Here is a 23,032-nt window from a genome sequence, read left to right on the forward strand (position 1 = left end):
GTTAGACCTCCAGGATCTCCAGTTCCTTCGTTTTCCCGATCTTATCCATCTCATCAATGAAACGATCGGTGAGCTTCTGCAGTTTGTCGGTACTGCGCTTCAGCTCGTCTTCAGAAACTTCTTTTTTCTTTTCACGGTCGCGCAACTTATCCTGTACATCTCGGCGAATGTTACGGATAGCGACCTTATGCTCATCCGATTTCTTATGTAAAGTCTTTACCAGGTCGCGACGACGCTCTTCGCTCATGGGAGGGATAACCAGGCGAATAACCTGTCCATCATTATTGGGGTTAATACCTAGATCCGATTTTTGGATCGCTTTCTCGATATCAACCAGCAATTTTTTATCCCAGGGTTGAATAACCAGAAGCCGGGCCTCAGGTACGGTAACCGAGGCAACCTGATTAATAGGGGTCGGAGCACCATAATATTCAACCGTAATACGATCAATTAAGGCGGAACTTGCCCGACCGGCACGAATAGCATTGAGGTCCTGCTTCAAGGCTTCGATAGCCTTTTGCATACGTCGCTCTGCATCCCCAAGTAAATCTGCTGTCATTGCATACTCCCTTTTTCTCTAGGTACAATATGCACCTCAAAAACGGGACGTGATGAGAGGCATTGTGCAGTAAGCTTACTGCACGATTAGACCGGTTCTTTCACGTCAGTAGAGACCAGTGTACCACACTTTTCACCATGCATAATGGCTTCCAGGGCTCCGGTTTGATGGAGGCTGAAGACCAGAATAGGCATGTTGTTGTCTTTACACAACGACAATGCGGTACTGTCCATGACTTTTAACCCCATGTTCAACGCCTGCATATAGCTCAGATTGGAGAACCGACGAGCATGCGGATTGCGCATTGGATCATCATCATAGATCCCATCCACTTTGGTCGCTTTGAGCAGCACCTGTGCATTTAATTCAACAGCACGTAATGCAGCAGCCGTATCGGTGGTAAAGAATGGATTTCCACTGCCAGCCGCCAGAATGACCACACGCCCCTTCTCCAGGTGGCGTACCGCGCGACGGCGGATAAATGGTTCAGCCACAGGAGGCATTTCGATCGCGGTTTGAACCCGTGTGCTAATGCCAACTTTTTCCATTGCATCCTGCATTACCAATGAGTTCATGACTGTTGCTAACATACCAACATAGTCTGCGGTACCACGATCAATACCGGTCGCGGCAGCATCTGCCCGCGCCACATATTACCGCCTCCAATGACCATAGCGACTTCTACACCCAGTTCATGGACACGCTTGACCTCGCCGGCGATCCGCCGTACTGTCTCGGCATCAATTCCTGATCCCTGAGCACCAAGCGCTTCACCACTCAACTTGAGTAGAATACGCCGATATTTTGGCTCGACTGACATGTTTACCATTCTCCCTTGTGCGCGACCGTGAGGGACGCCTCTTCGTTTTTTCTTACAATTTCTCTTGGATATTCCTTCTCTAATAAAAATAAAAGAAGGAATATCCATCCAGGCTAGGCTCGAAGGAGGGTAGTCAGGAGAGACTACTCACCCAGAGCAAAGCGACTGAAGCGGCGCACAATGATATTCTCGCCGGTCTCAGCAATCACTTTACGCACAAGGTCATTGATCGTTACCGAATCATCTTTTACCCAGGATTGCATCATCAGTACCTGCTCGCTGAACTCTTTTTTGAGTTTACCACTGAAAACTTCTTCGCGGCGGGCCTCAGGGACACGGGCCATCGAAGGATCTTCAGCAAATTTCTGGCGGGCAGCTTCAATGACTTCAGCTGGCACATCCTCGTAACTGACATACTTGGGAGCAACACCCACAATCTGCAGGGCCAGATCGTTAGCCAGGTTGCGGAAGCTTTCACTGCGAGCAACGAAGTCGGTGCTACAATTCAGCTCAATCAGCACACCAACACGATTGTTGTGGTGTACATATGAGAAGACGCCACCCTCTTTGGTCTCACGACCAGCGGTAACCATCTTTTCAGCCTTTTTATCACGGCGGGCTTCCAGATGCTTAACAGCCTCATCCCAGGATTTTGCATCGGACAGGGCGTTTTTGCAATCCGCGAATGTCGCACCTGTCTCTTCGCGCAACTTTTTTACATCTGCAGCTGCGTATTCCATATGTTGGTTTCTCCTCAATCTTTATGTATGATACTCAGATCAAATCAGCAGTACAACAACTGCTGTCCATCTTTTTTGGACTCTGAGTGCTTGACAAATGAAAATTATAGTGATTTCACGCTCAAATCGCGTGTCAAATGACAAAGTATATACACAAAAAGGCGGGAGTCAGGGGCGGTTATGCCCCTTTTCTCCCACCGAAGCAATCTGTTGAGTTTTGACTAATGAGCCTCTTTAGAAACCAGTTCTGGCTCAGCAGCTGGGGCAGCTGCTGCCTCGGCTTCAGGTGCCTCGGCAACTGGAGCGGGAGCGGCCTCGGCCTCTGCTGGTGCTGCAACCTCTGCTGGTGCTGCAACCTCTGCTGGTGCTGGTGTAGCAACCTCGACTGGTGCTTCGATCTCACCAGGCTCGGCGTCTTTCTGCTGAGCTTCCAGTTCACGGCGTCCTTCGACGGCGGCATCAGCAATTTTGGCGCAGAGCAGGCGAACGGCACGAATAGCATCGTCGTTAGCAGGGATCGGATAATCCATCTCGTCCGGGTCGCAGTTTGTATCGGCCAGGGCGATGATAGGAATTTCCAGGCGGCGAGCTTCCATTACCGCGGTGCGCTCCTTACGGGTGTCAATGATAAAGATAGCGTTAGGTAAACGGCGCATATCTTTAATGCCACCCAGGATGCGCTCCAGGCGCATGATCTCGTCCTGCATGTGCTGGACTTCTTTTTTGGGCAGGCGCTCGAAATCGCCACGATCACGGCGCTCTTCCAGGCTACGCAAGTAATTAATACGAGACTGAATGGTCTTGAAGTTGGTCAGCATACCACCAAGCCAGCGCTGGTTGACATAGAACATTCCACAACGCTTGGCCTCTTCAGCCACTGCCTCCTGGGCCTGTTTCTTGGTACCAACAAAGAGCAGTGTTCCACCATCAGCGACCAGTTGCTCAACGAACTTATAAGCTTCGTTAAGGCGGGTCACCGTCTGCTGGAGGTCGATGATATGAATGCCGTTGCGATCCATGAAGATAAACTGCTGCATCTTAGGATTCCAGCGGCGTGTCTGGTGACCAAAATGGACACCTGCTTCCAACAACTGTTTCATTGAAATGATATTAGCCAAAAACGGACCTCCCTTGATCCTCCGCTCTCACTTTACGGCGTCAGGGTCCCCGAAGGTATATTCGCTTGCTCCAAACATCAGTAGAAGTTATGGACCCCAGGGTCAGCGCTATGACAGAGAGCGTGTGTACTTAATTGTTGTTTTTTTGCGGGCGAACAGTCCTCGCCCACTCCGACAGTGAAGTATAGCACAGAGCTTCTGAGGACGCAAGAAAGTTTGCCAGATCTCCTCATAAACGCAAAAATAGAGTATACTCTGATGAGATGCATGTTATTCGATTATAGTGCATCTTTACAGCAAGTAGGAGAATAGGGTATAAATAGGGATGTGGATGATGCGCAGAACAATATACTATTACCGTGTACGTTTAATTGCTGATGTATTACCATCTTACGCCTGCTTTTCCTTCCTTACACGCATGCCTACCCCTGACCCGCCCCCCTTTTTCACCGTGCCCTCGCCCCTAGAGGGCTACCTCGCAAAGTTCTTCTTCTAAAAATAGGTGAACACCGTCCGCTTCTTGAATTCGGGCGTATAGTATAAAGTGAGAGTACACATTTCTGGCTAATCAGCCACGTGACACTCATACCATTTTCAGGGGTTGCAGATGTAGAAAGGGATTGAAAACAGATGGTAAATGTTCTAAAACAGATGGTAAATGTTCTAATTGTTGATGATCACTCACTAATGCGCCGCGCGGTACGCGAAGTTATTGAAAAAGAGCAGGAAATGTGTGTTGTGGCCGAGGCGTGCAATGGCCAGGAAGCGGAGATGCAGGCGGCAGAGACGCAGCCTGATGTGGTGCTAATGGACGTTGATATGCCCGACTGCACAGGATTTGAGGCCACCGAGCGTGTACTGGCCTGTTCGCCTAATTCACGGGTGGTAATTTTTACCTCCTCCCATCAGGAACAGTTACTCTTTCAGGCGATCCAAAAAGGGCCATGGGCTATATTACCAAGGATATAGAACCTGATGCTTTAATTCATGCCATTCGCTGTGCCGCTCGCAACGACCTCTGTATTCCTGGAGCCTTTGCCAGCCAGGTGCTGACCTACCTGCGCTCCTCCTGGAAACTCAACGCGGGCTACGGTGGCCTGATGTCCTCGTCCATCTCTTACCGTACACCACGCCGCACGGCCCATGTAACGATCGCAGGCGAGCCGCTGCTAAGCGATGCTAATGCCAATCTCCCGCGCCCATTGACGGAACGCGAAAAACAGATTCTCGATCTGATGCGCAAGGGGCGCAAGAATCGTGAGATTGCTCTGGAATTATCGATTGCTGAGTCTACAGTCCACAAACACGTACAAAACATTTTTGAAAAACTTCACGCGCGTAATCGTACAGAGGCAATCTATTTGACCAGTGTTGAGGGCTAATAAGCATCAATCTCGTATGTTACAATGATAGTGTTCATCATAAAAGATATATCACTACCATACAGGATAATATACGTGCGAGAAAAACGAACGAGCCAGTCAGGAAATGTACCCCTTTCGTCAAATCAGGCAGAGGACAAAATATCCTTCCTGGCTCAGACCGCCATTTTTCGACAGCTCAGCGCACAGGATCTTAGCGCAATCGAACAAAACCTTACTTCATTACTTTGCTCACCGGGACGTATCCTTTATCGTCCCGGTGAGCAAAGTAATACGTTATTTTTTGTAAAAAACGGGCGTATCCAACTCTATCATCTGTCTACCGATGGCAGGAAGTTGATTACGGCCACACTGGAGACGGGGGCGTGCTTTGGAGAACAATCACTCTATACCCCTCATAGATATACCACTTTCGCTGAAGCTATCGGTCCAGCTACCCTCTATCTGCTCAACAAGGCCGAGATCGATCAGTTACTAATCCACCACACGGCAGTGGCTGGTGCGCTGATGCAATTAATAGGCCAACGCCTGGCTGATCTGGAAACCCAATTAATTAATACCACCTTCAAAAGCGTTACCGCGCGCCTATCAGAGCTCTTACTACAACTGGCCGATACACAAGCAGGTGATTTTGATGAGCTGACCGTCAACGGTTTTAGCCATGAAGAATTAGCCGATCGCCTGGGCGTCTACCGCGAAACCGTGAGTACAGCGCTCCGCGAGTTGAAAGATGCGCGCGCGATCCAATTGAGCCGAAAACATATTGCGATCCGCCAACCCGACTTGCTACAGCATTTGTCGCAGACAGATAGCAAGACAGTATTACAGCGACGGGAACATTGATGGTTATCAAAGCACAACATGTAACAAAAATTTATCGCAGTGGACAACTACGAGTTGAGGCTTTAAGTAATATTTCACTAGAGATAGCTCAGGGGGAGATGGTCGCGATAATGGGACCGAGCGGCTGTGGGAAAACGACCCTGCTCAACTGCTTATCAGGATTAGATACCATCGATGAAGGCGATATCTATATCCGTGGAGATAATCTACGCGATCTAAGCGAACGGGAGCGCACAGCTTATCGGGCGCAACATATGGGATTTATCTTTCAGGATTTCAATCTGTTGCCTGTACTCTCGGCGGTAGAGAATGTAGAGCTACCGTTGCTACTCGCGCGCGTTCCCAGCCAGAAAGCCAGGCGGCGAGCACTTGAGATGCTTGAGATCGTTGGGCTGACCGAGCGCGCACGCCATCGGCCGGCAGAGCTGTCCGGTGGGCAACGACAGCGTGTCACCATCGCACGCGCCCTGGTCAATAGCCCTACCCTGGTCTGGGCCGATGAACCAACCGGAAATCTGGATAGTACGACGGCGGGCGATATTATGGCGTTACTGCTACGCCTCAATCAGGAACAGCAGCAGACCTTTGTGATCGTTACCCACGCTCTGGATATCGGAGAGCAGGCACATCGCATCATCTCTATGCGCGACGGCAAGATCGTATGACACATGGTTTGTCCAGATTTCGCCATCCCATCTTCGGGGAAATCTGGACAAACTATAGCTCAATTTATTTAGCCAATGTGCGATTTGGAATATTCAACTGCGCACGTACAACATCTTTAATATGTGCCGAGGAGAGTCCATAAAGCTCTTTCAAGATCGTCAGAGCTCCATGCTCTACGAATTTATCGGGCAGACCGATAACCCGTACATCAACCTCATTCAGTTTATGCTGCTCCAATAATTCAAGCACAGCACTACCGAATCCACCAGCCACAACATGATCTTCAATCGTGATCAAGCGGCGTGTAGCTTTCGCCAGGCGCAAAATCATTTCTTCGTCCAGAGGTTTAGCCCAGCGTGCATTAACAACTGCAACGTGGATACCTTCATCAGCTAATTCTTTAGCCGCCAGTTCAGCCTGCGATACGGTTGCACCATAAGCCAGCAAGACCGTCTCCTGGTGCTCGGCTGCTTCCAGGGTCTCGGGACTTAAAAGCTCTGCTTTGCCAACTTCCAGCATATGGAAGTCATCGGTCATAGTTACGCCCAGCCCTTTACCACGTGGATAACGCAAGGCGACAGGACCATCCAGGTACACAGCGGTATAGAGCATATGGCGCAGCTCTTCTTCGTCCTTTGGCGCCATGACACGCATACCAGGAATCATACGTGCGAATGCAATGTCAAACACGCCATGCTGCGTCTGACCGTCCTCACCAACTAAGCCAGCACGATCCATGGCAAAAACCACATGCAGATTTTGTACTGCGATATCATGGATAATCTGGTCGATAGCACGCTGCATAAAAGTCGAGTAGATGGCAGCGACAGGCGTAAGACCACCAACAGCTAAGCCGCCAGCAAAGGTGATCGCATGCTGCTCCGCGATACCAACATCGAAGTAGCGCTCAGGAAAGCGCTGATGCAGTTTCTTCAGGCCAGTCCCCTCTTCCATTGCCGCGGTAATACCAACCACCTTGGGATCTTTCTCAGCGATCGCTACCAGGGCATTGGCAAACACTTCAGTATACGAGGGGGATCGCCAGCATTTTTCTTAATAATACCAGTTGTATAATCGTAAGCACCAGGTCCATGCCATTTCGTGGCATCATCCTCGGCTACTTCCCAACCCTTGCCCTTCTTCGTTACCATCTGTACAATGATGGGCCCATCAACTTTTTTCACATTTTCGAATACGTCAAGCATAGTTTCAATGTCATGGCCATCAAAAGGACCAAAGAACTTGAAGCCCAATTCTTCAAAGATGGCACCGCTCTTGCTATGCATCATAAACTGCTTGAAACTGGTTTCGGCACGCCCGGCAGCCTCACGGGCCTTATCACCAACCACAGGCAGGCGCTCAATTGATCCTTTGGCCATGTCGCGTAAGCGCTGATAACTTGGAGAGGTCTGCATACGACGCACATTTCCCAGATATTGAGAGATAGCCCCAACGTTATCAGAAATGGATTTATCATTGTCATTGAGCACGATAATTAAATTTTTCTTCAGGCTACCAGCATTATTGATTGCCTCTAAGGCCATACCGCCCGTCAACGACCCATCCCCAATGATCGCGATAACCTTATGATCTTCACCCTGCAAGTCACGGGCCGCAGCCATACCAAGAGCAGCGGAGATCGATGTACTTGCATGGCTCGCACCAAAGGCATCAAAGTTACTCTCATCTCGACGGAGATAGCCAGAAAGCCCTCCAAACTGACGAATAGTATGGAAGCGCTCACGACGACCCGTCAGCAACTTATGGACATAAGCCTGGTGTCCGATATCCCAGACGAGCAGATCATTCGGCGTGTCGAAAACATAGTGAAGTGCCATTGTTAATTCAACAACACCCAGATTGGGAGCCAGGTGCCCACCTCGTACAGACACTTTCTCGATGATCTCGCGCCGAATCTCTTTTGCCAGAAGCTCCATCTGTGGAACTGACAGGGCACGCAGTTGCTCTGGGCCATTAATCGTCTCTAGAATGCTTGTCAATGGTTTCCTCCAAATTACTAGGCACCGGCTCCCCTTTGTGTACATCGGCAACAAGCGACCAGTAAATATTCCAATCGAAGTGGTTAAAACCACTATAATGAAGATGCATAAAAGTTAGATAAAGGGTGTATTATCAAGTACCATTCACAATATTATAGATAGGTTCTTAGACACTGGCAAACGCTTCAGTCCAAAAAAATCATGCACCTGAGGTCTTGACAGGCATTGAGTCAGCCTGTGGAGCGGATTCAATGCCCATTCAAGGTCCCTTGACAGCCTCTCCCTTTATTCTTATTATGGACCCATATGGTACCACTCACAGTTTGGAAGCAGACATTTCTAGACTGCGTTATGTCTTGAAACAAAAAGGAAGGTAGGAGCGGTCCCTATTCTTAGGGGAGAGGAACCGCGGATCTTATGACAAGAAAAGATAGCGAAAAAGACTCGGAGAGACCACATTACTATTCCCAGTTCTGGCTCGATGTAGCTGCGGGTCGCCACGTGATTGGTGCCCCAAACCTGAAGATGGTGAGGCTGCCGAACCAGAGACTCTCGAACCAGCTCCACAGCGCCGGGGCCGCTTCAACGATAATAGCGATGGATTGGGCGAGAGAATCGTTCATCCCGCTGCGGAGCCAGCTCGTTCCGCACAAGTTATTGAACCTGAGACAGATGACTTCAACCTGGGCACCACTGACCAGGAAGAGGAGTTTGGCTTTCAAGAAGATCAGGTAGAAGAAGCTGACGTCCCCGATATGGATCTGGCCTCTGATGATGAGGAGGAAGAGGAGTTCTTTGAGGAGGAAGAGGAAGAAGAGGAAGACGATGATATGAACTGGGGTCGCGGCCGTAAAAAGCCAAAACCTACACGCGCAACCAAGCCAGCAGTCAAAAAACCTGGTAAGCGTGATACACGACGCCCATATTAATCATTGTAGCTCTTCAATAAAAGTCAAGCGGCCGCAATTTTTGCGGTCGCTTTTCATTACGTATAGGCTTCAGACAAGTACACATACAGATAGAAAATTACGGATAAATTCCCCGCACCTGGGTGGCCTCGGCTACACGCGAGATAGCCAGCATATTCGCCCCCAATCGTAGATCACAGCTATAATGTTCAGCTTTATCTGCCACAGCATCAAAGGCTTTATTCATGATACCTTCTAGACGATGAATGATCTCTTCAGCATCCCAAAAAAAACTCTGAAGATCCTGTACCCATTCAAAGTAACTGACGGTAACCCCACCAGCATTGGCCAGAATATCAGGAATGACCAGACAACCTTTATTGAAAAGAATGATATCCGCGGCCGGTGTAGTAGGTCCATTGGCCGCTTCAGCCACAATACGAGCCTGAATACGCTCGGCGTTCTGGTCAGTAATCACACCTTCGGTAGCCGCCGGAATCAAAACGTCGCAGGGTACTTCAAGCACGTCCGCCACCCCTATACGCTGTCCACGTGGATAGGTTGCCACCGTGCCGTGTTCCAACTTGTAGCGCTGCACGGCCGCCGGGTCCAGACCATCTTCATTGTACAGACCACCGGTGGTGTCGCTAACGGCGACGATCTTACAACCTTCGTTATAGAATAGACGCGCGGCGATACTGCCCGCATTCCCAAACCCTTGCAGGCTTACCCTGGCTCCTTTCAGAGACAGGCCAATACGCTGGGCGGCACGGCGGGTGGTAAAGAGCACGCCAGTAGCGGTGGCATCATTGCGGCCTTCGCTGCCACCAATGGAGAGAGGTTTGCCAGTGACAACGGCGGGCACAGAAAAGCCCGAGTGCATAGAATAGGTATCCATCATCCAGGCCATGACCTGGGAGTTGGTATTGACATCTGGAGCGGGAATATCGCTATGGGGACCAATCACAATGGAAATCTCAGTGGTAAAGCGACGTGTCAGGCGCTCCAGTTCACTGGCGGTCATGTTCTTGGGATCACAGATGACGCCTCCTTTGGCGCCTCCATAGGGGATTCCCACTACCGCACATTTCCAGGTCATCCACATGGCAAGGGCTTTGACTTCATCCAAAGTAACATCGGGGCTATAACGAATGCCGCCTTTGGCCGGGCCCCGATTCACATTGTGTTGGACGCGATAGCCTGTTATCGTTTTGATACGCCCATCATCCAGGCGCACTGGAAAATTAACCGTAAGCTCGCGCTTTGGCTTGCGCAAAATCTCACGCATATCTTCCGAAAGACCCAGTCTATCGGCGGCCAACTCAAATTGCTCGATAGCCATCTCGTAAGGATTAAACTGTTGCATGATCTCTCCTTTGATGCCAAACATCTTTGTTCTGGCTTAACTGTCATGCTTCCCTGTCCATACTGGCGCGCGCAGGGGAATTTACCCCTGCGTCTCTTCCAATTTCTTCTGTAAAAGTGGTCGGACAACGTCAATTTTGGCCTGGCCACGGGTCTGCTTCATTACCTGGCCAATCAAACTTTGAATGGCGTTGAGCTTGCCGTTGCGATAATCATTCACCGCCTTCTCGTTCCTGGCGATTACTTCTTCAATGATACGCTCCAGCGTGCTCAGATCGCTGATAGGAGGTTTGATACCTTTACGCTCTACAATGGCCTCAGGCATTTCACCCGTTGCAAAAGCCTCATCCAGGACCTCTTTGGCTTGCTTGCCAGTAATACGTTCTCGATCAAGCAGGTCCAGGAGGTTGGCGAGCGCCGCAGGTTTCAGAGGGGAATCCTGCACCCCAATACTATTAGCTTTCAGCAGGCGAACGACCTCACTCAGGACCCAGTTGCTGGCAGCCTTGGCACGGACCAGGCGATCTTTGACGGGCGATGCAGCCACGACTTGCTCAAAGTAATCACCAAGTGTCTTGTCTTCCGTCAACACATTAGCGTCTTGCGCAGAGAGACCATATTCTTTCTGATAACGGGCGCGGCGCTCGTCAGGCAACTCAGATAATTGCCTACGAATCTCTTCAACCGAAGCACGATTAATGATCAAAGGCGGCAAATCTGGCTCGGGAAAGTAACGATAATCATCAGCTTTCTCTTTGACGCGCTGGGTCACTGTAATACCTTTGGTCTCAATCCAACCACGAGTCTCCTGTCGGATCGTACCGCCATTGCGCAGCACTTCAATCTGGCGTCGAGCCTCATATTCCAGGGCACGCTCTACAGAACGAAAACTATTCATATTTTTAATCTCGGTCTTCACACCCAGTTTCTGCTGGCCGCGAGGACGAACCGAGACGTTGGCGTCACAGCGTAAACTTCCCTCTTCCATGCGTCCGGAAGATACGCCGATATAGATCAGTATTTCACGCAACTTCTGCATATAGAGACGCGCTTCCTCAGGGGAACGCATATCTGGCTCACTCACAATCTCCATCAACGGGGTACCAGCACGGTTAACATCGATCAACGTATAACCGGGGCGGTGCAGTGAGCGGGCTGTGTCCTCTTCCAGGTGCACACGGGTAATCCCGATGCGGCGCTCCTGTCCATTGTGCTCAATCACTAGATAGCCATCACTACTAAGTGGGATATCATATTGCGAAATCTGATATCCTTTCATCAAATCAGGATAGTGATAACTCTTGCGGTCAAATTTAGAATATTCTGGAATAGAACAATTCAAGGCCAGTGCGGTCATGATGGTATATTGGACCGCTTTCTGATTAATGACCGGTAGCACGCCTGGCATTCCCATACAGACCGGGCACACATGGGTATTTGGAGCAGCATTCGCATAATTGGTACTGCAGGAGCAGAACATTTTGCTCCTGGTCAGCAATTGCGAGTGCACTTCAAGTCCGATAACGACCTCATAATCTGTATCGATCGGAGTATCTGCAGTTGTCGTCATGTGCGTATTCTCACTCTATTCTATCGTGTAACTATATCTACAGCAAAGCAGCCTCATTTTGTCGTAAGTCTAGTCCTTTCTGTTTCTTTCGTCAATGGTAAAGCACAACCACTCTTGTTGCGTTCGAAAAACTAGACTCATCGCCATTTATTTTAGCACAGTGCTCCCATACGATAGCGTGGGGTAGATATGGGCGCATATTCTCACAGAAATCGAAGAAAGTAGTAAATATTGGCTAATGCGGTCGAGCTAATTTCTTAAGTATATACGTTTGCTCATAGTGATGATCATTCAACTCTCTGATGATAAATTATAGAGAAGACCACTGATCCAGGAAGATACTTCTGGCACTCCAGGATATCTTTTAGCTAATATATAAAAGGTGATTACCAGGAGAAGCGACAGTATCGGGCCCCTCACAAGGCCACAATAAAACTGATGGCCAAGCACAAAAACGCTGTTGCAGCCAATCTGAGAATAATGTATACTGTCCCAGGAAAGAAGTAGCATAGTTTACAACTTACAGGCGTGCAGGTAGCCGCGCGCATAAGAGAGCGGGCAGGAGAGCGTTACGTATGTCTCTAATTAATATGGCGAAGCGCGAGATTAATTGTAAAATCGTCTATTATGGAATTGGTCTTTGCGGCAAGACAACAAATTTACACTATATACACCAGGCAGTAAATCCTCATGATGTAGGAGAGATGGTTTCAATTGATACTGAAACAGAGCGTACTTTATACTTCGATCTGCTGCCATTAGAGTTAGGAAAAGTTCACGGCTTTAATATTCGTTTTCAACTCTATACTGTTCCTGGTCAGATCCTTTATCAACAAACACGTATTTCAGTGCTCAAAGGAGCCGATTGCGTGATCTTTGTGGCCGATTCGCAGGCCAGCAAACTACAAGAAAATATTGAATGCTGGAATGAGCTGCAAGAGCAACTTCGCCGCATGAATAAAGATACAGCAAACTTCCCTCTGGTTATGCAATGGAATAAGCGCGACCTGCAGGATACATTGCCGGTGTCTGTGTTAGAAAAATACTTAAACCCATATCGTGTACCTAGCTTTGAAGCAGTTGCAGTAACTGGCAAGGGTGTCATTGAAAGCTTGCGGGTAGGTATCAATTCTACTCTGCGCAAACTTGAACGCATCTAGATTTATTCTTTTCAGTACAGGCGCTCCCCAGGGAGCGCTTTTTTATTTTGCCGTCCGCAGCTATTGAATATAACAATCCTATTGCTTGAAATGCAAGATACGCGGGACTTGACACAATCTAATACAATCAAAGTACACCTGAAAGTACTAAAAGAAGTTCGACGCTACGGGTAGAAACTCCTAGATAGGCCCATAAAATGGCTTGCCATCTTATAGACGCTTACAACATTAATGTGTATAATGGGCAAAGTCAAAAGGTCTACCGGTCCCTTGATGTTGGCAAGGGGCGTCCACTTCTTATCTTGGGAGTTCAATTAGACAGAAAAGAGTGCAGGCAGTGCCGCATGGGCCTTTGCGCTGTCCGCTTCTCTTCTATGAAGGGATTACATGGAAACGATACGTGTCATCATTATTGATGAGCAGCCACTCTTCCGCGAAGGTATTCGCGCTACCTTGCAACGAATGGGGGATTGCGAAATTGTTGGAGAGTCGACGGATGCAGCTGATGTACTCGAAATAGCTCGTACGTGCAACCCCGATGTAGCCCTCATCGATGCTGGACTGACGGCCTCTGATCCGCTAGAAATTGCACGCCAGATGCGCCATTCTTACCGCGCCTGGCCATTATTGTTCTCACTCCATCAGAGGATGAAGAGCGCTTATTTCAGTCTATTAAGGTCGGTGCCGCCGCCTATACTACGCGCAATATTACCGCTGATGAATTAATGGATACCGTGCGTAAAGTGAGCCACGGCGAATATCTCATTCGCGATGATGTCCTTGCTAAACCACAACTTGCTAGCCGCGTCCTGAAATCTTTCCGTGAATTGACTGTCGAGGAAGAAGAGAGCGAACAGAAGGATGTCTATTCCCCACTTTCCAGCCGAGAAGTTGAAATTCTGGATTATATTGCACGAGGCAATAGCAACAAAGAGATCGCCAAATCACTAAAAATTAGTGACCAGACGGTGAAAAATCATATCACATCCATTCTGAAAAAATTATCGGTAAATGACCGTACCGCTGCCGTTGTACATGCTTTGCGCCATGGCTGGATTAAGATGCACGAGGAGTAGAGATAGTATGTTTCATTCGATACCCTCTATTCAGGATGTCATTCATTACCAGGCGAGCATGACCAGACAAGCCGTCGAAGAAAAGTAGACGCGAGGGCAAGCGGTAATACCCTTAGAAAAACGCAAAAACTGGCACAACAAGGACACACTTAAGTCATGTTTAGTGCCAGCTTTTTATGCCCACACCCTCAGCTCTATCTTACCCGTCTGCGCATTGACAAAAAGATAGAGATCCTGGGCTGGCTGGGTGCTAAGGGCAACGTTGGTTGGAGGTTGGGGTACCTTCTGAAACCAGATCAGCCAGACGGGCAGATTGGTAAGCATAGCGGCATTCTGGTTATGCGCAATAAACGGGGTATAAGAAATAGATACATAATAGGCATTGATTTTTTGCGCGCTAGCCGCTGCATCGGGCTCAGCCTGGCCCGCTAGCTGTAGAGCCTGGATTTGACTGATGGCTGCAGGTTTGCCGGGGGGCTCAGCATAATTCCAGCTGAGGTAAGAGGGGTGGATTGCTCAAGCGCGGCTGGCAAAGGCGAAGTGGTAACCGCAGGTATCGACCACTGAGAATTAATCGGCACCCCGCCCGCATGAAAAAATAGGAGCCAGAGCAACCAGAACAGACCAGCGCCCAATAGCAAGCCACCAATAAACCTGCCTCGTCCTTCTAAACGTACAGGAACAGGCTTCCTGATCACGCTATACTCCTCCTTCTAAAGGACTCCAGTTCTCATCAGTATATGTCAAATTGTGGCGAAAAACAACAAAGCAACGTTGCTCGGGTTTCCGAAAAAAGATATACTGATACTAGGAAAATACCCTCTGATGTAAACAATTCTGACTGGTAGTACAAAAAAATAATACTACAAGCATAGAAGATACGAAAGGAAATACAAACGAGTGAAAGTTTACGGCCGCATAACGGTTTTTCCAATTATGCCCACTCGTATAAACCGCTTGTATGAATTGGCATACAATGTTTGGTGGAGCTGGCATCCGGAAGCGCGCACACTCTATAGCTCTCTTGATCCTGATGTGTGGGAACAAGTTGCGCACAACCCGGTACATTTCCTGAGCAAGGTCCAACCACAAAAACTGGAGCAGGCAGCAGAAAATAGCGAGTATTTAGCGCTCTATGATAATGTCATTCGTGACTTTGACCACTATATCCATCCCCAACCTGATGAAACCTGGTTCTCCACTACCTATCCCGAACTCACTAATAAAACTATTGCATATTTTTCTGCAGAATTCGGACTACATGAGTCCTTACCAATTTATTCTGGCGGTCTGGGAATTTTGTCTGGTGACCATTGTAAAGAGGCCAGTGACCTGGGATTACCGTTTGTAGGGGTTGGCTTTCTGTATCCGCAAGGATATTTTAGTCAGCGCGTCAATCGGGCGGGTATCCAGGAAGCTTCGTACGATAAATTGCATTTCTCTGAGGTGCCTGCGGTCCCGGCGGTTGGACCCGATGGCAACGAGGTGGTGATTAGCGTCGAGTTGCCTGGTCGCCGCATCTATGCCAAAGTATGGAAATTGATGGTCGGACGGGTACCACTCTATTTGATGGATACTGATATTGCACCCAATGCCCCGGCCGATCGTGAGTTGTCTGCCCGCTTATATGGTGGCGACCATGAGATGCGCATCTCACAGGAAATTGTGCTGGGTATTGGCGGTGTGCGCGCCTTACGCGCCCTGGGTATCAATCCCTCCACCTGGCACCTCAATGAAGGTCATGCGGCCTTCCTGAGTCTTGAACGCTGCCGTGAACTGGTAGCGGCTGGCCTGACCTTCAATGAAGCGCGTGAGGTAGTCAAAGCCAACTCGCTCTTCACCACCCATACTCCTGTCCCGGCTGGTAACGATGCCTTTAGCTTCGATTTAGTTGATAAGTTCTTTTCCTCCTACTGGGGACAACTGGGCCTGACACGTGAGCAATTCTTAGAGATCGCGCGTGAGGATCAGAGTTGGGCCCCAGCTTCAGTATGACGATTCTGGCCCTGAAGTTAACCGGCCACCATAATGGTGTGAGCGCTTTACATGGAGATGTCTCACGCAAAATGTGGCAGTTCCTGTGGCCAGGATTGGACAAAACCGAGGTGCCGATCGGCTCTATCACTAATGGCGTCCATACTTTCTCCTGGATCGCACCGGAACTCAATGAGCTCTATGGGCGCTACCTGGACCCGGATTGGGGAAAGCATGTTGATGATCAGGCTTTCTGGGATAGCCATATCAACAATATTCCTGATGCCGAATTATGGAAGGCCCATTATCAGCGCAAACTTGCCCTGGCCGATTATACAACCAGGAATCTGAAGAGACAGCATTTACGCCTGGCGAAGGCGATCGCAGCTGGCCGAGTTCGAGGTATGTTGAATCCTAATGCCTTGATCTTTGGTTTTGCGCGCCGCTTCGCCACTTATAAGCGCGCGACCTTGATCTTCCGCAACCTGGAAAAGCTGCGCCGCATCTTGAATGATCCCAAACACCCGGTACAGATCGTATTCGCGGGTAAGGCACATCCGGCCGACGAGCCTGGTAAAGCTCTGATCGAGTATATCTACAAGATGTCACGTAGTGAGGAGTTCAAGGGCAAGATCATTTTCCTGGAAAACTACGACATCGATATGGCGCGCTACCTGGTATCCGGCACCGATGTCTGGCTGAATAATCCTATCCGCCCTACGAGGCCAGTGGTACCAGTGGACAGAAGGCCGCCCTCAATGACAGCCCAACTGTAGTATCCTGGATGGCTGGTGGGCCGAGGGCTATAATGGTAAAAATGGCTGGGCCATTGGCGAGGAGCGTGATTATCACGATCAAGAAGCTCAGGCCGAGGACGATAGCAATTCGCTCTACCATATCCTTGAAACTGAGATTATCCCCGCCTTCTTTGAGCAGGATAGCAATGGCGTTCCACACAGATGGATCAGCTATATGAAGGAGGCGATCCGCACCTGCGCTCCCCAGTTTAGTATGCGTCGTATGGTCAAAGATTATACGAATGTCTATTATGTGCCGGAGATGCGCCAGAGCATTAGGGTTGAAGAGAACCAGTATGAACAAGAGCGTCAGCTGGCCGCCTGGAAGGAGAAGGTCACGCACGCCTGGGACAAATTGGAGCTCTATGTGGACGGTCGTCGTGAAGGACAGCTCAGCCTGGTGAAGGCCTGGATGTGCATGCCTGGATTCGAGCCGACGAGCTACGTCCGGAGGATCTCTGTGTGGAACTGGTGTATGGAGAGACTAAAGATGATCAGGCTATCCCCAATCACTCTGTACCAATGAATTATGTGAAACGTGAAAACGATGGGTCGTATCGCTACGATATCCTGTTGAAACCTGATGATAGCGGTAGCATTGCCTATAATATCCGTGTCATTCCCTCCCATCCCTCATTAACTGAGAAATATGAGTTGGGTTTGATTCGCTGGGCCTAGTTTAACGTATAAATAGAAAAGCAGGGCTCCGGTCTATGAATTACTGACCGGGCCCTGCTTTTTTAGTGGCTCATTAGCATAAAGTTTTATTAGAGAGATCTGAGCGGTGCAGTGGTCACCGTTTCTTCTGTCACAGTTTTTTTATGGCGATAGGTAAAGAGATGGTGAAATGAGAAGTTATAGAACAGAACCAGGATCAAGGCGATGGCCTGGGCTAACATAGGGAGAATATGCACTGCATGACTAAAAAATTGTTGGATTAAGATGGTCAGGAGACTTCCAACCAGTGAGGTGAGGTGGAAGCGACCACAACGAGCCAGCCAGGAACGTTCACGACCTGGCATATGTCGAAAGGTGAAGAAATCGTTCGGGATAAAATTGGCAATCAATGAGATCTCACACGCTACAGCGCCTGCGACCAGGGTGCGCATGAAGTCACTCATTGTGGCAGGCAAGATATAGAGCATGCCCGCGAAGACTGCCAGGTTGACGATAGCGGCAGTTCCACCGAAAAAGATGTAACTGACAAAACGCACTACCCAGTCAGCTCGCCCACCGGTGACGTTATCAACGATATCCAGTGCGCGATTTACTGTCTCCCAACGGGTGGGGTGGTAACTTGGGCCACGTTCAGCAGGGGTAACCTGTTCAACAATATCTTCTACAAGCTCTTCTAAATCATTCGACGGCTCAAGAATTTCTTCTAAATTTCCTTGTACTAAAGACTGATCCATGTATTTTATTATATCTCCGTTTTTTCATTACTACTGGCGGTCAGTCGACCGTACATATGTGCCAGACGAATTTCGTTGGAAGAATGTAACAAAGAATCATCTAAATGGATAGGAATAGCGAAATTCTAATCATTTAAGAATTTTCTTAGTATGCATTCCCTGGCGTGATCCCTGCATTGCAATAGCCTTGCATGGTCTGCATCAGAATCGTTAGCTTAGAAATGGTTGGTTGCCATTTTTCCTATCATTTTTAAGTGTGAAGGGCGGCTTTCGCTGGCGCTGGCCCTTTATGAGTAGAGATTATAGCTCAACCAATATCTCGACGGGTAAGAAATCTATCTATTTAATAAAACAAGAAAATGGTATGTGCAGGCAAGTATTTAAGCGAAAGTACTAGAATTGCTGGGGAGTTATGGGGTCCATAACTCCCCAGCAGTTGTGCATTGGTGTGCGTGCGTGCACATTCGCGCCCGATTTTTATTTTAATTCAGGTTATGGTGTAATGCAGAAATTGCGCGCTGCGCAATTTCTGCATTACACCATAACCTGAATTAAAATAAGCTTGGGTTGCTGCTTGATCATACATTGTTGCATAAGCTTGGGTTGCTGCTTGATCATACATTATTGCATAAGCTTGGGTTGCTGCTTGATCATACATTATTGCATAAGCTTGGGTTGTTATATAAGTTAGTAGGACAAAGCAGCCAGTCACGTGGAGGGTGACTGGCTACTTTGTTGGGGAGAGGGGCAGGCGAAGTGGTCTTATGCTGCTGTACCTATGAACATAGTTTTAAATAGTGTACGTATGCCCTGGTTGGTTTCTAATAGTGAAAAGGCATTTCCATAGGGGTCTCGGAAGACGGCTTCAACCCCATATAATTGCTTGGATGGGGTACTGATAAAGGTTACGCCACGCTCAGAGAGCTGGGTATAGGACCTCTGACAATCATCTGTTACGAAAATTGATGAGAGCTTATGTTCCTGGTTGCCACGTAACTCATTGACGTATGTTTCCCCATAGAGGGGGATATCGGGTTTTGCTAGCGCCAGCTCTGGTTTTTGCTGTCCCTTTGGGGCTACTGTCAGCAGGCGTAAGCCCGGCCCAAAAGTCATATCGCTGCGTTTTTCCAGGCCGAGGATCTCAATATAAAATTGGAGCGCTTCGTCCTGATCATTGACCAGGACTGGAATTATGGTGTGTGGTGAAATGAGCCTCATGGTTCCCTGCAATCATTCTGTGCTGGATGCAACAACTACAAACCCTGGCTATCTGCCATGCTTTATTATATAAAACATTTGTTCTAATTGCAAGTCAAAGATGACTATTCTCTGGCTTGCCTGTGTTCAGCTATACGAAATGTGATACGATAAAGAGGTGGCTGTGAGCGCATGCGTACGATGTTCAGCTCCCCGTCAATACATATTATTGGTATATATTCCTCTTCTTTTTGCCGGTCGAAAAACAGGTTATAAAGTGGGCTGAATGCGTAACATGGCTGGTGATAACTATGTTAATTCAATTAGTGCTAGTGACGGAGTTGTAATGCAACTGACAGGTTTTTTATTTGATCTGGATGGGACTTTAGCTAATACGATCCCTCTCTGTATTAAGGTTTATCAACAAACATTCAAACATTTTACTGGTCGTGACTATTCTGAAGCCGAGATTACAGCCCATTTTGGCCTGACTGAAGGGGGTATCTGCCAGCAAGTTATCCCTGATCGTTGGCAGGAGGCGCTGGATTACTATCACAAGGCTTATGAGCAGGCACACGATGAGTGTAACGAGCCCTTCCCCGGCATTCCTGCTGTATTAGACCTGCTCCGCTCAAAGGGCATAAAAATGGCTGTAGTAACCGGAAAAGGGATACATACCGCGATGCTGACCTTACACCATCTTGGTATCGCTGACTACTTTGAGTTCGTGGAAGCTGGTCGGGAAGATGCTGTGGTGAAGGCAAGTGCGATGCGACGTATCCTAGAGTCCTGGCAGATGAAACCAGAGCAGGCGGCCTACATTGGCGATGCGGCCTCGGATGTCGAACAATCCGCCCAGGCTGGCGTACTGGCCCTGGCAGCCGAGTGGTCGGCAACAGCCACCATCGACCAATTGGAAGACATTCATCCCTATGCCAGCTTCACCTCGGTCGAAAGTTTTATCGCCTGGATCGAGCTGCATGTCGAACCCACCCTTGTTGCCTGACGCAGCAGGAAGGTTCCTGTCCCTCGCCGTTTTTTGATACGCTCATGCTTTTTTTGTTAGTGATGCTTATGTTTATCTATTTTGCCCTTTTAACACAATAGATCCGGACAATAGAGACTTTGCAATTGGCAGACGACAGGCATACAATAAAGGAAGAACAGACAGTATCAGTTATTGTACAGGCGTAGGGAAGGAGCACTTACCATGAAAGCTGTTCAATTTTCTCAATTTGGCGGCCCGGACGTTTTGCAGGTGCGGGAAGTAGCAGATCCTATTGCAGCCCAAAATGAAGTTCTGATAGAAGTCAAGGCAACTACCGTCAACCGCTTAGACCTCTTCCAGCGTAATGGCAGCCGTCCAGTCGGCAATCTTCCATTTACTCCTGGCCTGGAAGCAGCTGGCGTAGTTCTGCAGGATAGCAATGGGTTTCGGGCCGGTGAACGGGTCTTGACTACGCGCGCCAGTCAGGCTCGTGGTGGTGGAGGCTATGCCAGCAAGTTAGCCGTTCCAGCGACAGATCTGGCACGTATCCCTGAGGGTGTGAGCTTTGAACAGGCCGTGGCAGCCGGTTTAGCAGCTTCAACAGCCTGGGGTAGCCTGTTCGATCTGGGTCACTTACAAGCAGGTGAGCGGGTCTTGATCTGGGCGGGTTCCAGTGGTGTGGGCTCAATTGCTATTCAGCTGGCTAAACATGCGGGTGCCTGGGTAGCGAGTACGGCTAGCTCAGAGGAACGTATTAAGACACTGAAACAGCTTGGAGCGGATGAGGCAATTAACCACCGCCAACAGAGTGTCAGCAAGATATTGCAGTCAAGTGGTGGTGTTCAGCTGGTAATCGAACTGGTGAGCTCAAGCCTGCAGGATAGTATCGACTCAGCCGCTCCTGAGGGCCGCATTATTTTGATTGGTAATCTTGGTGGCAAAGAAGCAACGGTGGATACCCAGTCCTGGCGTCTTAAGCGTGTCAGTGTCATTGGTGGTGGACAGCTACATACCTCGGTTGCCAATGAGGAAAAAATCCTGCGCTTAATCGCCGAGAAAGCTGTCCAGCCCTTGATCGCTCGCGTTCTACCGATAGAGCAGGCGGCTGAGGCCCATCGACTGCTTGAGTCTGGCGATGTACAGGGTAAGATCGTACTTACCTTCGCCTGAGTGCAATGTATCATGGGAGCATGTCTGACCATTTCCTGGGAGACGCAAGCAAGAGACCTGTAGGTATGGACCAGGCATGCATCCACTTCAAAAAGTAGACTTGTCTCAAAAATGAAACAAGCAAGGAGATCCGTGATGCCAAGTCAAGTTAGTAGTGAGCAGATTCTCTTTACACGTGGTGTACCAGCCGTTGAGGCACTGCCAAACAAACTGCTGAGCGAATGCATGCAGGCCGCCTTAGAGGGTCCAGATGGCAAAGTGATCCTACAATATGGACATAATGGGGGCTATTTACCACTGCGCCAGTTGATCAGTGAACAATATAAAGTATCACCAGACCAGGTGCTGGTTGGCAATGGTTCGCTGCATCTACAGGATATTTTCGCGGGCTTCCTACTAAAACCTGGGGATGTGGTCTTTGTTGAGCAACCAAGCTATGATCGCGCGATTAAAACCTTTCGCCGCCGTGGAGCTAAAGTCATCGGTATTCCCCTTGATCTAGATGGCGTCAATCTGGCAGCCTTAGAGCAAGCCGTCGCGCGGCACAAGCCAGTCTTTATGTATGTTATCCCTGATTTTCAGAATCCAGCCGGTGTAACCACGTCAGCGGAAAAACGTCAGGCATTGGTAGATCTGGCGGAACGCTACAATTTCTGGCTGGTGGAAGATGTGCCATATCGTACCTTGCGCTATGCTGGCGAATCGCTACCACTGCTACGCGATCTCAACGCGGAGCGCGTGATCACGGTTAGCTCCTATAGTAAGCTGATCAGTCCAGCCTTGCGCGTTGGCTACCTGGTCGGACCAGTTGAGCTGGTCAAACAGCTTACCAGACTGGCAGAAGAAACGATCCTGGCGCCGGTATTGCCAACGGAGGCTGCGGTCGTCGAATTCCACCGTCGTGGCTACTTCGCCTCCAACCTCGAAAACCTTAAACAGTTGTATGCACCACGCTTACAGGCAATTGTCCAGGCCATCAAAACCTATCTGCCAGGCGTACCTTTTGCCGAGCCACAGGGTGGTTTCTTTGTTAGCATAACACTACCAACCCATTTCAATAGCACTAATCTCCTGCAGCGAGCCAAACAAGTCGGTCTTAGCTTAACCGATGGGCGCGACTTCTTCGCGGACCCCTACTCCGATAGCGAAGATCCCAGACAGGGTGAGCGTTTTGTGCGCCTGCCATTCTGTGCCCTGACGCCGGACCAGATTGAAGAAGGCGTTAAGCGCCTGGCCACACTGGTACAAAATTAGCCACCAGCAAAACGCAGCGCTAAACAAAGGCGG

General features: G+C 49.1%; 28 protein-coding genes and 1 pseudogene. 14 read left to right on the forward strand and 15 right to left on the reverse strand.

Going from position 1 to position 23,032, the window contains the following annotated elements; genetic code table 11:
* Position 1: 1 nt before the first annotated feature.
* The 4 genes and pseudogenes from frr to rpsB form a co-directional block, all read right to left on the reverse strand.
* A complete protein-coding gene (gene frr, locus EL645_RS05690; RefSeq protein ID WP_126549124.1) occupies positions 2–559 on the reverse strand; it encodes a ribosome recycling factor in 558 nt (185 codons plus the stop codon).
* Positions 560–645: 86 nt separating this feature from the next.
* Positions 646–1,379, reverse strand: a pseudogene (gene pyrH / locus EL645_RS05695) (UMP kinase).
* A 143-nt stretch (positions 1,380–1,522) separates the two neighbouring features.
* Positions 1,523–2,119, reverse strand: coding sequence for an elongation factor Ts (tsf, locus tag EL645_RS05700; RefSeq protein ID WP_126549125.1), 597 nt, complete (start codon positions 2,117–2,119; stop codon positions 1,523–1,525).
* Positions 2,120–2,340: 221 nt separating this feature from the next.
* Positions 2,341–3,219: a 30S ribosomal protein S2 gene (rpsB, locus tag EL645_RS05705; RefSeq protein ID WP_126554047.1), complete on the reverse strand. Its 879-nt coding sequence runs from the start codon at positions 3,217–3,219 to the stop codon at positions 2,341–2,343.
* A 648-nt stretch (positions 3,220–3,867) separates the two neighbouring features.
* Here rpsB and EL645_RS05710 point away from each other — a divergent pair.
* From EL645_RS05710 to EL645_RS05725, 4 genes are all read left to right on the forward strand, one after another.
* Complete coding sequence (locus EL645_RS05710; protein ID WP_126549126.1) at positions 3,868–4,206, forward strand: response regulator; 339 nt, start codon at positions 3,868–3,870, stop codon at positions 4,204–4,206.
* The gene (locus tag EL645_RS05715) at positions 4,182–4,619 is read left to right on the forward strand and encodes a response regulator transcription factor (protein WP_126549127.1); all 438 of its coding nucleotides are present in this window, start codon (positions 4,182–4,184) and stop codon (positions 4,617–4,619) included. Before EL645_RS05710 ends, EL645_RS05715 begins: the two co-directional genes overlap by 25 nt.
* Before the next feature lie 75 nt (positions 4,620–4,694).
* Complete coding sequence (locus EL645_RS05720) at positions 4,695–5,462, forward strand: Crp/Fnr family transcriptional regulator (protein ID WP_161977145.1); 768 nt, start codon at positions 4,695–4,697, stop codon at positions 5,460–5,462.
* Positions 5,462–6,127, forward strand: a complete 666-nt coding sequence (locus EL645_RS05725; protein WP_126549129.1) for an ABC transporter ATP-binding protein — start codon at positions 5,462–5,464, stop codon at positions 6,125–6,127. Before EL645_RS05720 ends, EL645_RS05725 begins: the two co-directional genes overlap by 1 nt.
* A gap of 64 nt (positions 6,128–6,191) precedes the next feature.
* Here EL645_RS05725 and EL645_RS40730 read toward each other — a convergent pair whose 3' ends face one another.
* From EL645_RS40730 to EL645_RS39090, 3 genes are all read right to left on the reverse strand, one after another.
* Positions 6,192–7,103, reverse strand: coding sequence for a transketolase C-terminal domain-containing protein (locus EL645_RS40730; RefSeq protein ID WP_218031752.1), 912 nt, complete (start codon positions 7,101–7,103; stop codon positions 6,192–6,194).
* Positions 7,104–7,126: 23 nt separating this feature from the next.
* A complete protein-coding gene (locus tag EL645_RS40735; RefSeq protein WP_218031753.1) occupies positions 7,127–8,128 on the reverse strand; it encodes a 1-deoxy-D-xylulose-5-phosphate synthase N-terminal domain-containing protein in 1,002 nt (333 codons plus the stop codon).
* Positions 8,129–8,589: 461 nt separating this feature from the next.
* The gene (locus tag EL645_RS39090) at positions 8,590–8,751 is read right to left on the reverse strand and encodes a hypothetical protein (RefSeq protein ID WP_161977146.1); all 162 of its coding nucleotides are present in this window, start codon (positions 8,749–8,751) and stop codon (positions 8,590–8,592) included.
* Between EL645_RS39090 and EL645_RS05735 the strand changes: the two genes are divergently transcribed.
* Positions 8,731–9,057 (forward strand): hypothetical protein, encoded by a 327-nt coding sequence (locus EL645_RS05735; RefSeq protein WP_126549130.1) that lies wholly within the window; start codon positions 8,731–8,733, stop codon positions 9,055–9,057. The two genes, EL645_RS39090 and EL645_RS05735, sit on opposite strands and share 21 nt — an antisense overlap.
* 97 nt (positions 9,058–9,154) lie before the next feature.
* On the opposite strand, the gene EL645_RS05740 is transcribed toward EL645_RS05735, so the two are convergent.
* Entirely contained in the window at positions 9,155–10,402 is a 1,248-nt protein-coding gene (locus EL645_RS05740; protein ID WP_126549131.1) for a Glu/Leu/Phe/Val family dehydrogenase, read from the reverse strand.
* Positions 10,403–10,483: 81 nt separating this feature from the next.
* A complete protein-coding gene (gatB, locus tag EL645_RS05745; RefSeq protein ID WP_126549132.1) occupies positions 10,484–11,971 on the reverse strand; it encodes an Asp-tRNA(Asn)/Glu-tRNA(Gln) amidotransferase subunit GatB in 1,488 nt (495 codons plus the stop codon).
* Positions 11,972–12,546: 575 nt separating this feature from the next.
* On the opposite strand from gatB, the gene EL645_RS05750 reads away from it, so the two are divergent.
* From EL645_RS05750 to EL645_RS40745, 3 genes are all read left to right on the forward strand, one after another.
* Positions 12,547–13,131, forward strand: a complete 585-nt coding sequence (locus EL645_RS05750) for a GTP-binding protein (protein ID WP_126549133.1) — start codon at positions 12,547–12,549, stop codon at positions 13,129–13,131.
* A gap of 387 nt (positions 13,132–13,518) precedes the next feature.
* Entirely contained in the window at positions 13,519–13,857 is a 339-nt protein-coding gene (locus EL645_RS40740) for a response regulator transcription factor (RefSeq protein WP_218031755.1), read from the forward strand.
* Entirely contained in the window at positions 13,857–14,207 is a 351-nt protein-coding gene (locus tag EL645_RS40745; protein ID WP_218031756.1) for a response regulator transcription factor, read from the forward strand. Before EL645_RS40740 ends, EL645_RS40745 begins: the two co-directional genes overlap by 1 nt.
* A gap of 174 nt (positions 14,208–14,381) precedes the next feature.
* On the opposite strand, the gene EL645_RS39095 is transcribed toward EL645_RS40745, so the two are convergent.
* Both EL645_RS39095 and EL645_RS05760 read right to left on the reverse strand, forming a co-directional pair.
* Complete coding sequence (locus tag EL645_RS39095) at positions 14,382–14,531, reverse strand: hypothetical protein (RefSeq protein ID WP_161977147.1); 150 nt, start codon at positions 14,529–14,531, stop codon at positions 14,382–14,384.
* Positions 14,532–14,635: 104 nt separating this feature from the next.
* Positions 14,636–14,905 (reverse strand): hypothetical protein, encoded by a 270-nt coding sequence (locus EL645_RS05760; protein WP_126549134.1) that lies wholly within the window; start codon positions 14,903–14,905, stop codon positions 14,636–14,638.
* 238 nt (positions 14,906–15,143) lie between these two features.
* On the opposite strand from EL645_RS05760, the gene glgP (EL645_RS43955) reads away from it, so the two are divergent.
* Together glgP (EL645_RS43955) and glgP (EL645_RS43960) are read left to right on the forward strand one after the other, a co-directional pair.
* Positions 15,144–16,202 carry an alpha-glucan family phosphorylase gene (gene glgP / locus EL645_RS43955; protein WP_218031757.1) on the forward strand — a complete coding sequence of 353 codons (1,059 nt, stop codon included), beginning with the start codon at positions 15,144–15,146 and terminating at the stop codon, positions 16,200–16,202.
* Positions 16,181–16,957, forward strand: coding sequence for an alpha-glucan family phosphorylase (gene glgP, locus EL645_RS43960; RefSeq protein WP_218031758.1), 777 nt, complete (start codon positions 16,181–16,183; stop codon positions 16,955–16,957). The genes glgP (EL645_RS43955) and glgP (EL645_RS43960) overlap by 22 nt, the downstream gene beginning before the upstream one ends.
* Here the strand turns inward: glgP (EL645_RS43960) and EL645_RS40760 are convergent.
* Complete coding sequence (locus EL645_RS40760; RefSeq protein WP_218031759.1) at positions 16,899–17,282, reverse strand: hypothetical protein; 384 nt, start codon at positions 17,280–17,282, stop codon at positions 16,899–16,901. The genes glgP (EL645_RS43960) and EL645_RS40760 overlap by 59 nt on opposite strands.
* Before the next feature lie 110 nt (positions 17,283–17,392).
* On the opposite strand from EL645_RS40760, the gene EL645_RS39970 reads away from it, so the two are divergent.
* Complete coding sequence (locus EL645_RS39970; protein ID WP_170207703.1) at positions 17,393–17,656, forward strand: hypothetical protein; 264 nt, start codon at positions 17,393–17,395, stop codon at positions 17,654–17,656.
* Between the two features lie 89 nt (positions 17,657–17,745).
* On the opposite strand, the gene EL645_RS05770 is transcribed toward EL645_RS39970, so the two are convergent.
* From EL645_RS05770 to EL645_RS05775, 3 genes are all read right to left on the reverse strand, one after another.
* Positions 17,746–18,390, reverse strand: a complete 645-nt coding sequence (locus EL645_RS05770; RefSeq protein ID WP_126549135.1) for a GtrA family protein — start codon at positions 18,388–18,390, stop codon at positions 17,746–17,748.
* A 487-nt stretch (positions 18,391–18,877) separates the two neighbouring features.
* Positions 18,878–19,048, reverse strand: coding sequence for a hypothetical protein (locus EL645_RS39105; RefSeq protein ID WP_161977149.1), 171 nt, complete (start codon positions 19,046–19,048; stop codon positions 18,878–18,880).
* Between the two features lie 104 nt (positions 19,049–19,152).
* Positions 19,153–19,608, reverse strand: a complete 456-nt coding sequence (locus EL645_RS05775; protein ID WP_126549136.1) for a VOC family protein — start codon at positions 19,606–19,608, stop codon at positions 19,153–19,155.
* Positions 19,609–19,933: 325 nt separating this feature from the next.
* On the opposite strand from EL645_RS05775, the gene EL645_RS05780 reads away from it, so the two are divergent.
* The 3 genes from EL645_RS05780 (at position 19,934) to EL645_RS05790 (ending at position 22,999) form a co-directional block, all read left to right on the forward strand.
* Positions 19,934–20,593 (forward strand): HAD family hydrolase, encoded by a 660-nt coding sequence (locus tag EL645_RS05780; RefSeq protein ID WP_161977150.1) that lies wholly within the window; start codon positions 19,934–19,936, stop codon positions 20,591–20,593.
* 204 nt (positions 20,594–20,797) lie between these two features.
* The gene (locus tag EL645_RS05785) at positions 20,798–21,745 is read left to right on the forward strand and encodes a quinone oxidoreductase family protein (RefSeq protein WP_126549138.1); all 948 of its coding nucleotides are present in this window, start codon (positions 20,798–20,800) and stop codon (positions 21,743–21,745) included.
* A 135-nt stretch (positions 21,746–21,880) separates the two neighbouring features.
* Positions 21,881–22,999: an aminotransferase-like domain-containing protein gene (locus EL645_RS05790; RefSeq protein WP_126549139.1), complete on the forward strand. Its 1,119-nt coding sequence runs from the start codon at positions 21,881–21,883 to the stop codon at positions 22,997–22,999.
* Positions 23,000–23,032: the final 33 nt, after the last annotated feature.

Source organism: Dictyobacter kobayashii, assembly GCF_003967555.1.
GTDB classification, from domain to species: Bacteria; Chloroflexota; Ktedonobacteria; order Ktedonobacterales; family Ktedonobacteraceae; genus Dictyobacter; species Dictyobacter kobayashii.

What these genes read in the sequence shown, in the direction of transcription:
- EL645_RS05725 (WP_126549129.1), top strand. Translation starts at nt 5,462, where the DNA reads ATGGTTATCAAAGCACAACATGTAACAAAAATTTATCGCAGTGGACAA.
- EL645_RS05775 (WP_126549136.1), bottom strand. Translation starts at nt 19,608, where the DNA reads ATGAGGCTCATTTCACCACACACCATAATTCCAGTCCTGGTCAATGAT.
- EL645_RS40745 (WP_218031756.1), top strand. Translation starts at nt 13,857, where the DNA reads ATGGATACCGTGCGTAAAGTGAGCCACGGCGAATATCTCATTCGCGAT.
- EL645_RS05770 (WP_126549135.1), bottom strand. Translation starts at nt 18,390, where the DNA reads ATGGATCAGTCTTTAGTACAAGGAAATTTAGAAGAAATTCTTGAGCCG.
- EL645_RS05780 (WP_161977150.1), top strand. Translation starts at nt 19,934, where the DNA reads ATGCAACTGACAGGTTTTTTATTTGATCTGGATGGGACTTTAGCTAAT.
- tsf (WP_126549125.1), bottom strand. Translation starts at nt 2,119, where the DNA reads ATGGAATACGCAGCTGCAGATGTAAAAAAGTTGCGCGAAGAGACAGGT.
- glgP (WP_218031757.1), top strand. Translation starts at nt 15,144, where the DNA reads ATGCCCACTCGTATAAACCGCTTGTATGAATTGGCATACAATGTTTGG.
- EL645_RS05710 (WP_126549126.1), top strand. Translation starts at nt 3,868, where the DNA reads ATGGTAAATGTTCTAAAACAGATGGTAAATGTTCTAATTGTTGATGAT.
- gatB (WP_126549132.1), bottom strand. Translation starts at nt 11,971, where the DNA reads ATGACGACAACTGCAGATACTCCGATCGATACAGATTATGAGGTCGTT.
- EL645_RS05740 (WP_126549131.1), bottom strand. Translation starts at nt 10,402, where the DNA reads ATGCAACAGTTTAATCCTTACGAGATGGCTATCGAGCAATTTGAGTTG.
- EL645_RS05785 (WP_126549138.1), top strand. Translation starts at nt 20,798, where the DNA reads ATGAAAGCTGTTCAATTTTCTCAATTTGGCGGCCCGGACGTTTTGCAG.
- EL645_RS05750 (WP_126549133.1), top strand. Translation starts at nt 12,547, where the DNA reads ATGTCTCTAATTAATATGGCGAAGCGCGAGATTAATTGTAAAATCGTC.
- EL645_RS05715 (WP_126549127.1), top strand. Translation starts at nt 4,182, where the DNA reads ATGGGCTATATTACCAAGGATATAGAACCTGATGCTTTAATTCATGCC.
- EL645_RS39095 (WP_161977147.1), bottom strand. Translation starts at nt 14,531, where the DNA reads ATGCTTACCAATCTGCCCGTCTGGCTGATCTGGTTTCAGAAGGTACCC.
- EL645_RS39090 (WP_161977146.1), bottom strand. Translation starts at nt 8,751, where the DNA reads ATGAACGATTCTCTCGCCCAATCCATCGCTATTATCGTTGAAGCGGCC.
- EL645_RS39105 (WP_161977149.1), bottom strand. Translation starts at nt 19,048, where the DNA reads ATGTATGATCAAGCAGCAACCCAAGCTTATGCAATAATGTATGATCAA.
- EL645_RS40740 (WP_218031755.1), top strand. Translation starts at nt 13,519, where the DNA reads ATGGAAACGATACGTGTCATCATTATTGATGAGCAGCCACTCTTCCGC.
- frr (WP_126549124.1), bottom strand. Translation starts at nt 559, where the DNA reads ATGACAGCAGATTTACTTGGGGATGCAGAGCGACGTATGCAAAAGGCT.
- rpsB (WP_126554047.1), bottom strand. Translation starts at nt 3,219, where the DNA reads ATGAAACAGTTGTTGGAAGCAGGTGTCCATTTTGGTCACCAGACACGC.
- EL645_RS05790 (WP_126549139.1), top strand. Translation starts at nt 21,881, where the DNA reads ATGCCAAGTCAAGTTAGTAGTGAGCAGATTCTCTTTACACGTGGTGTA.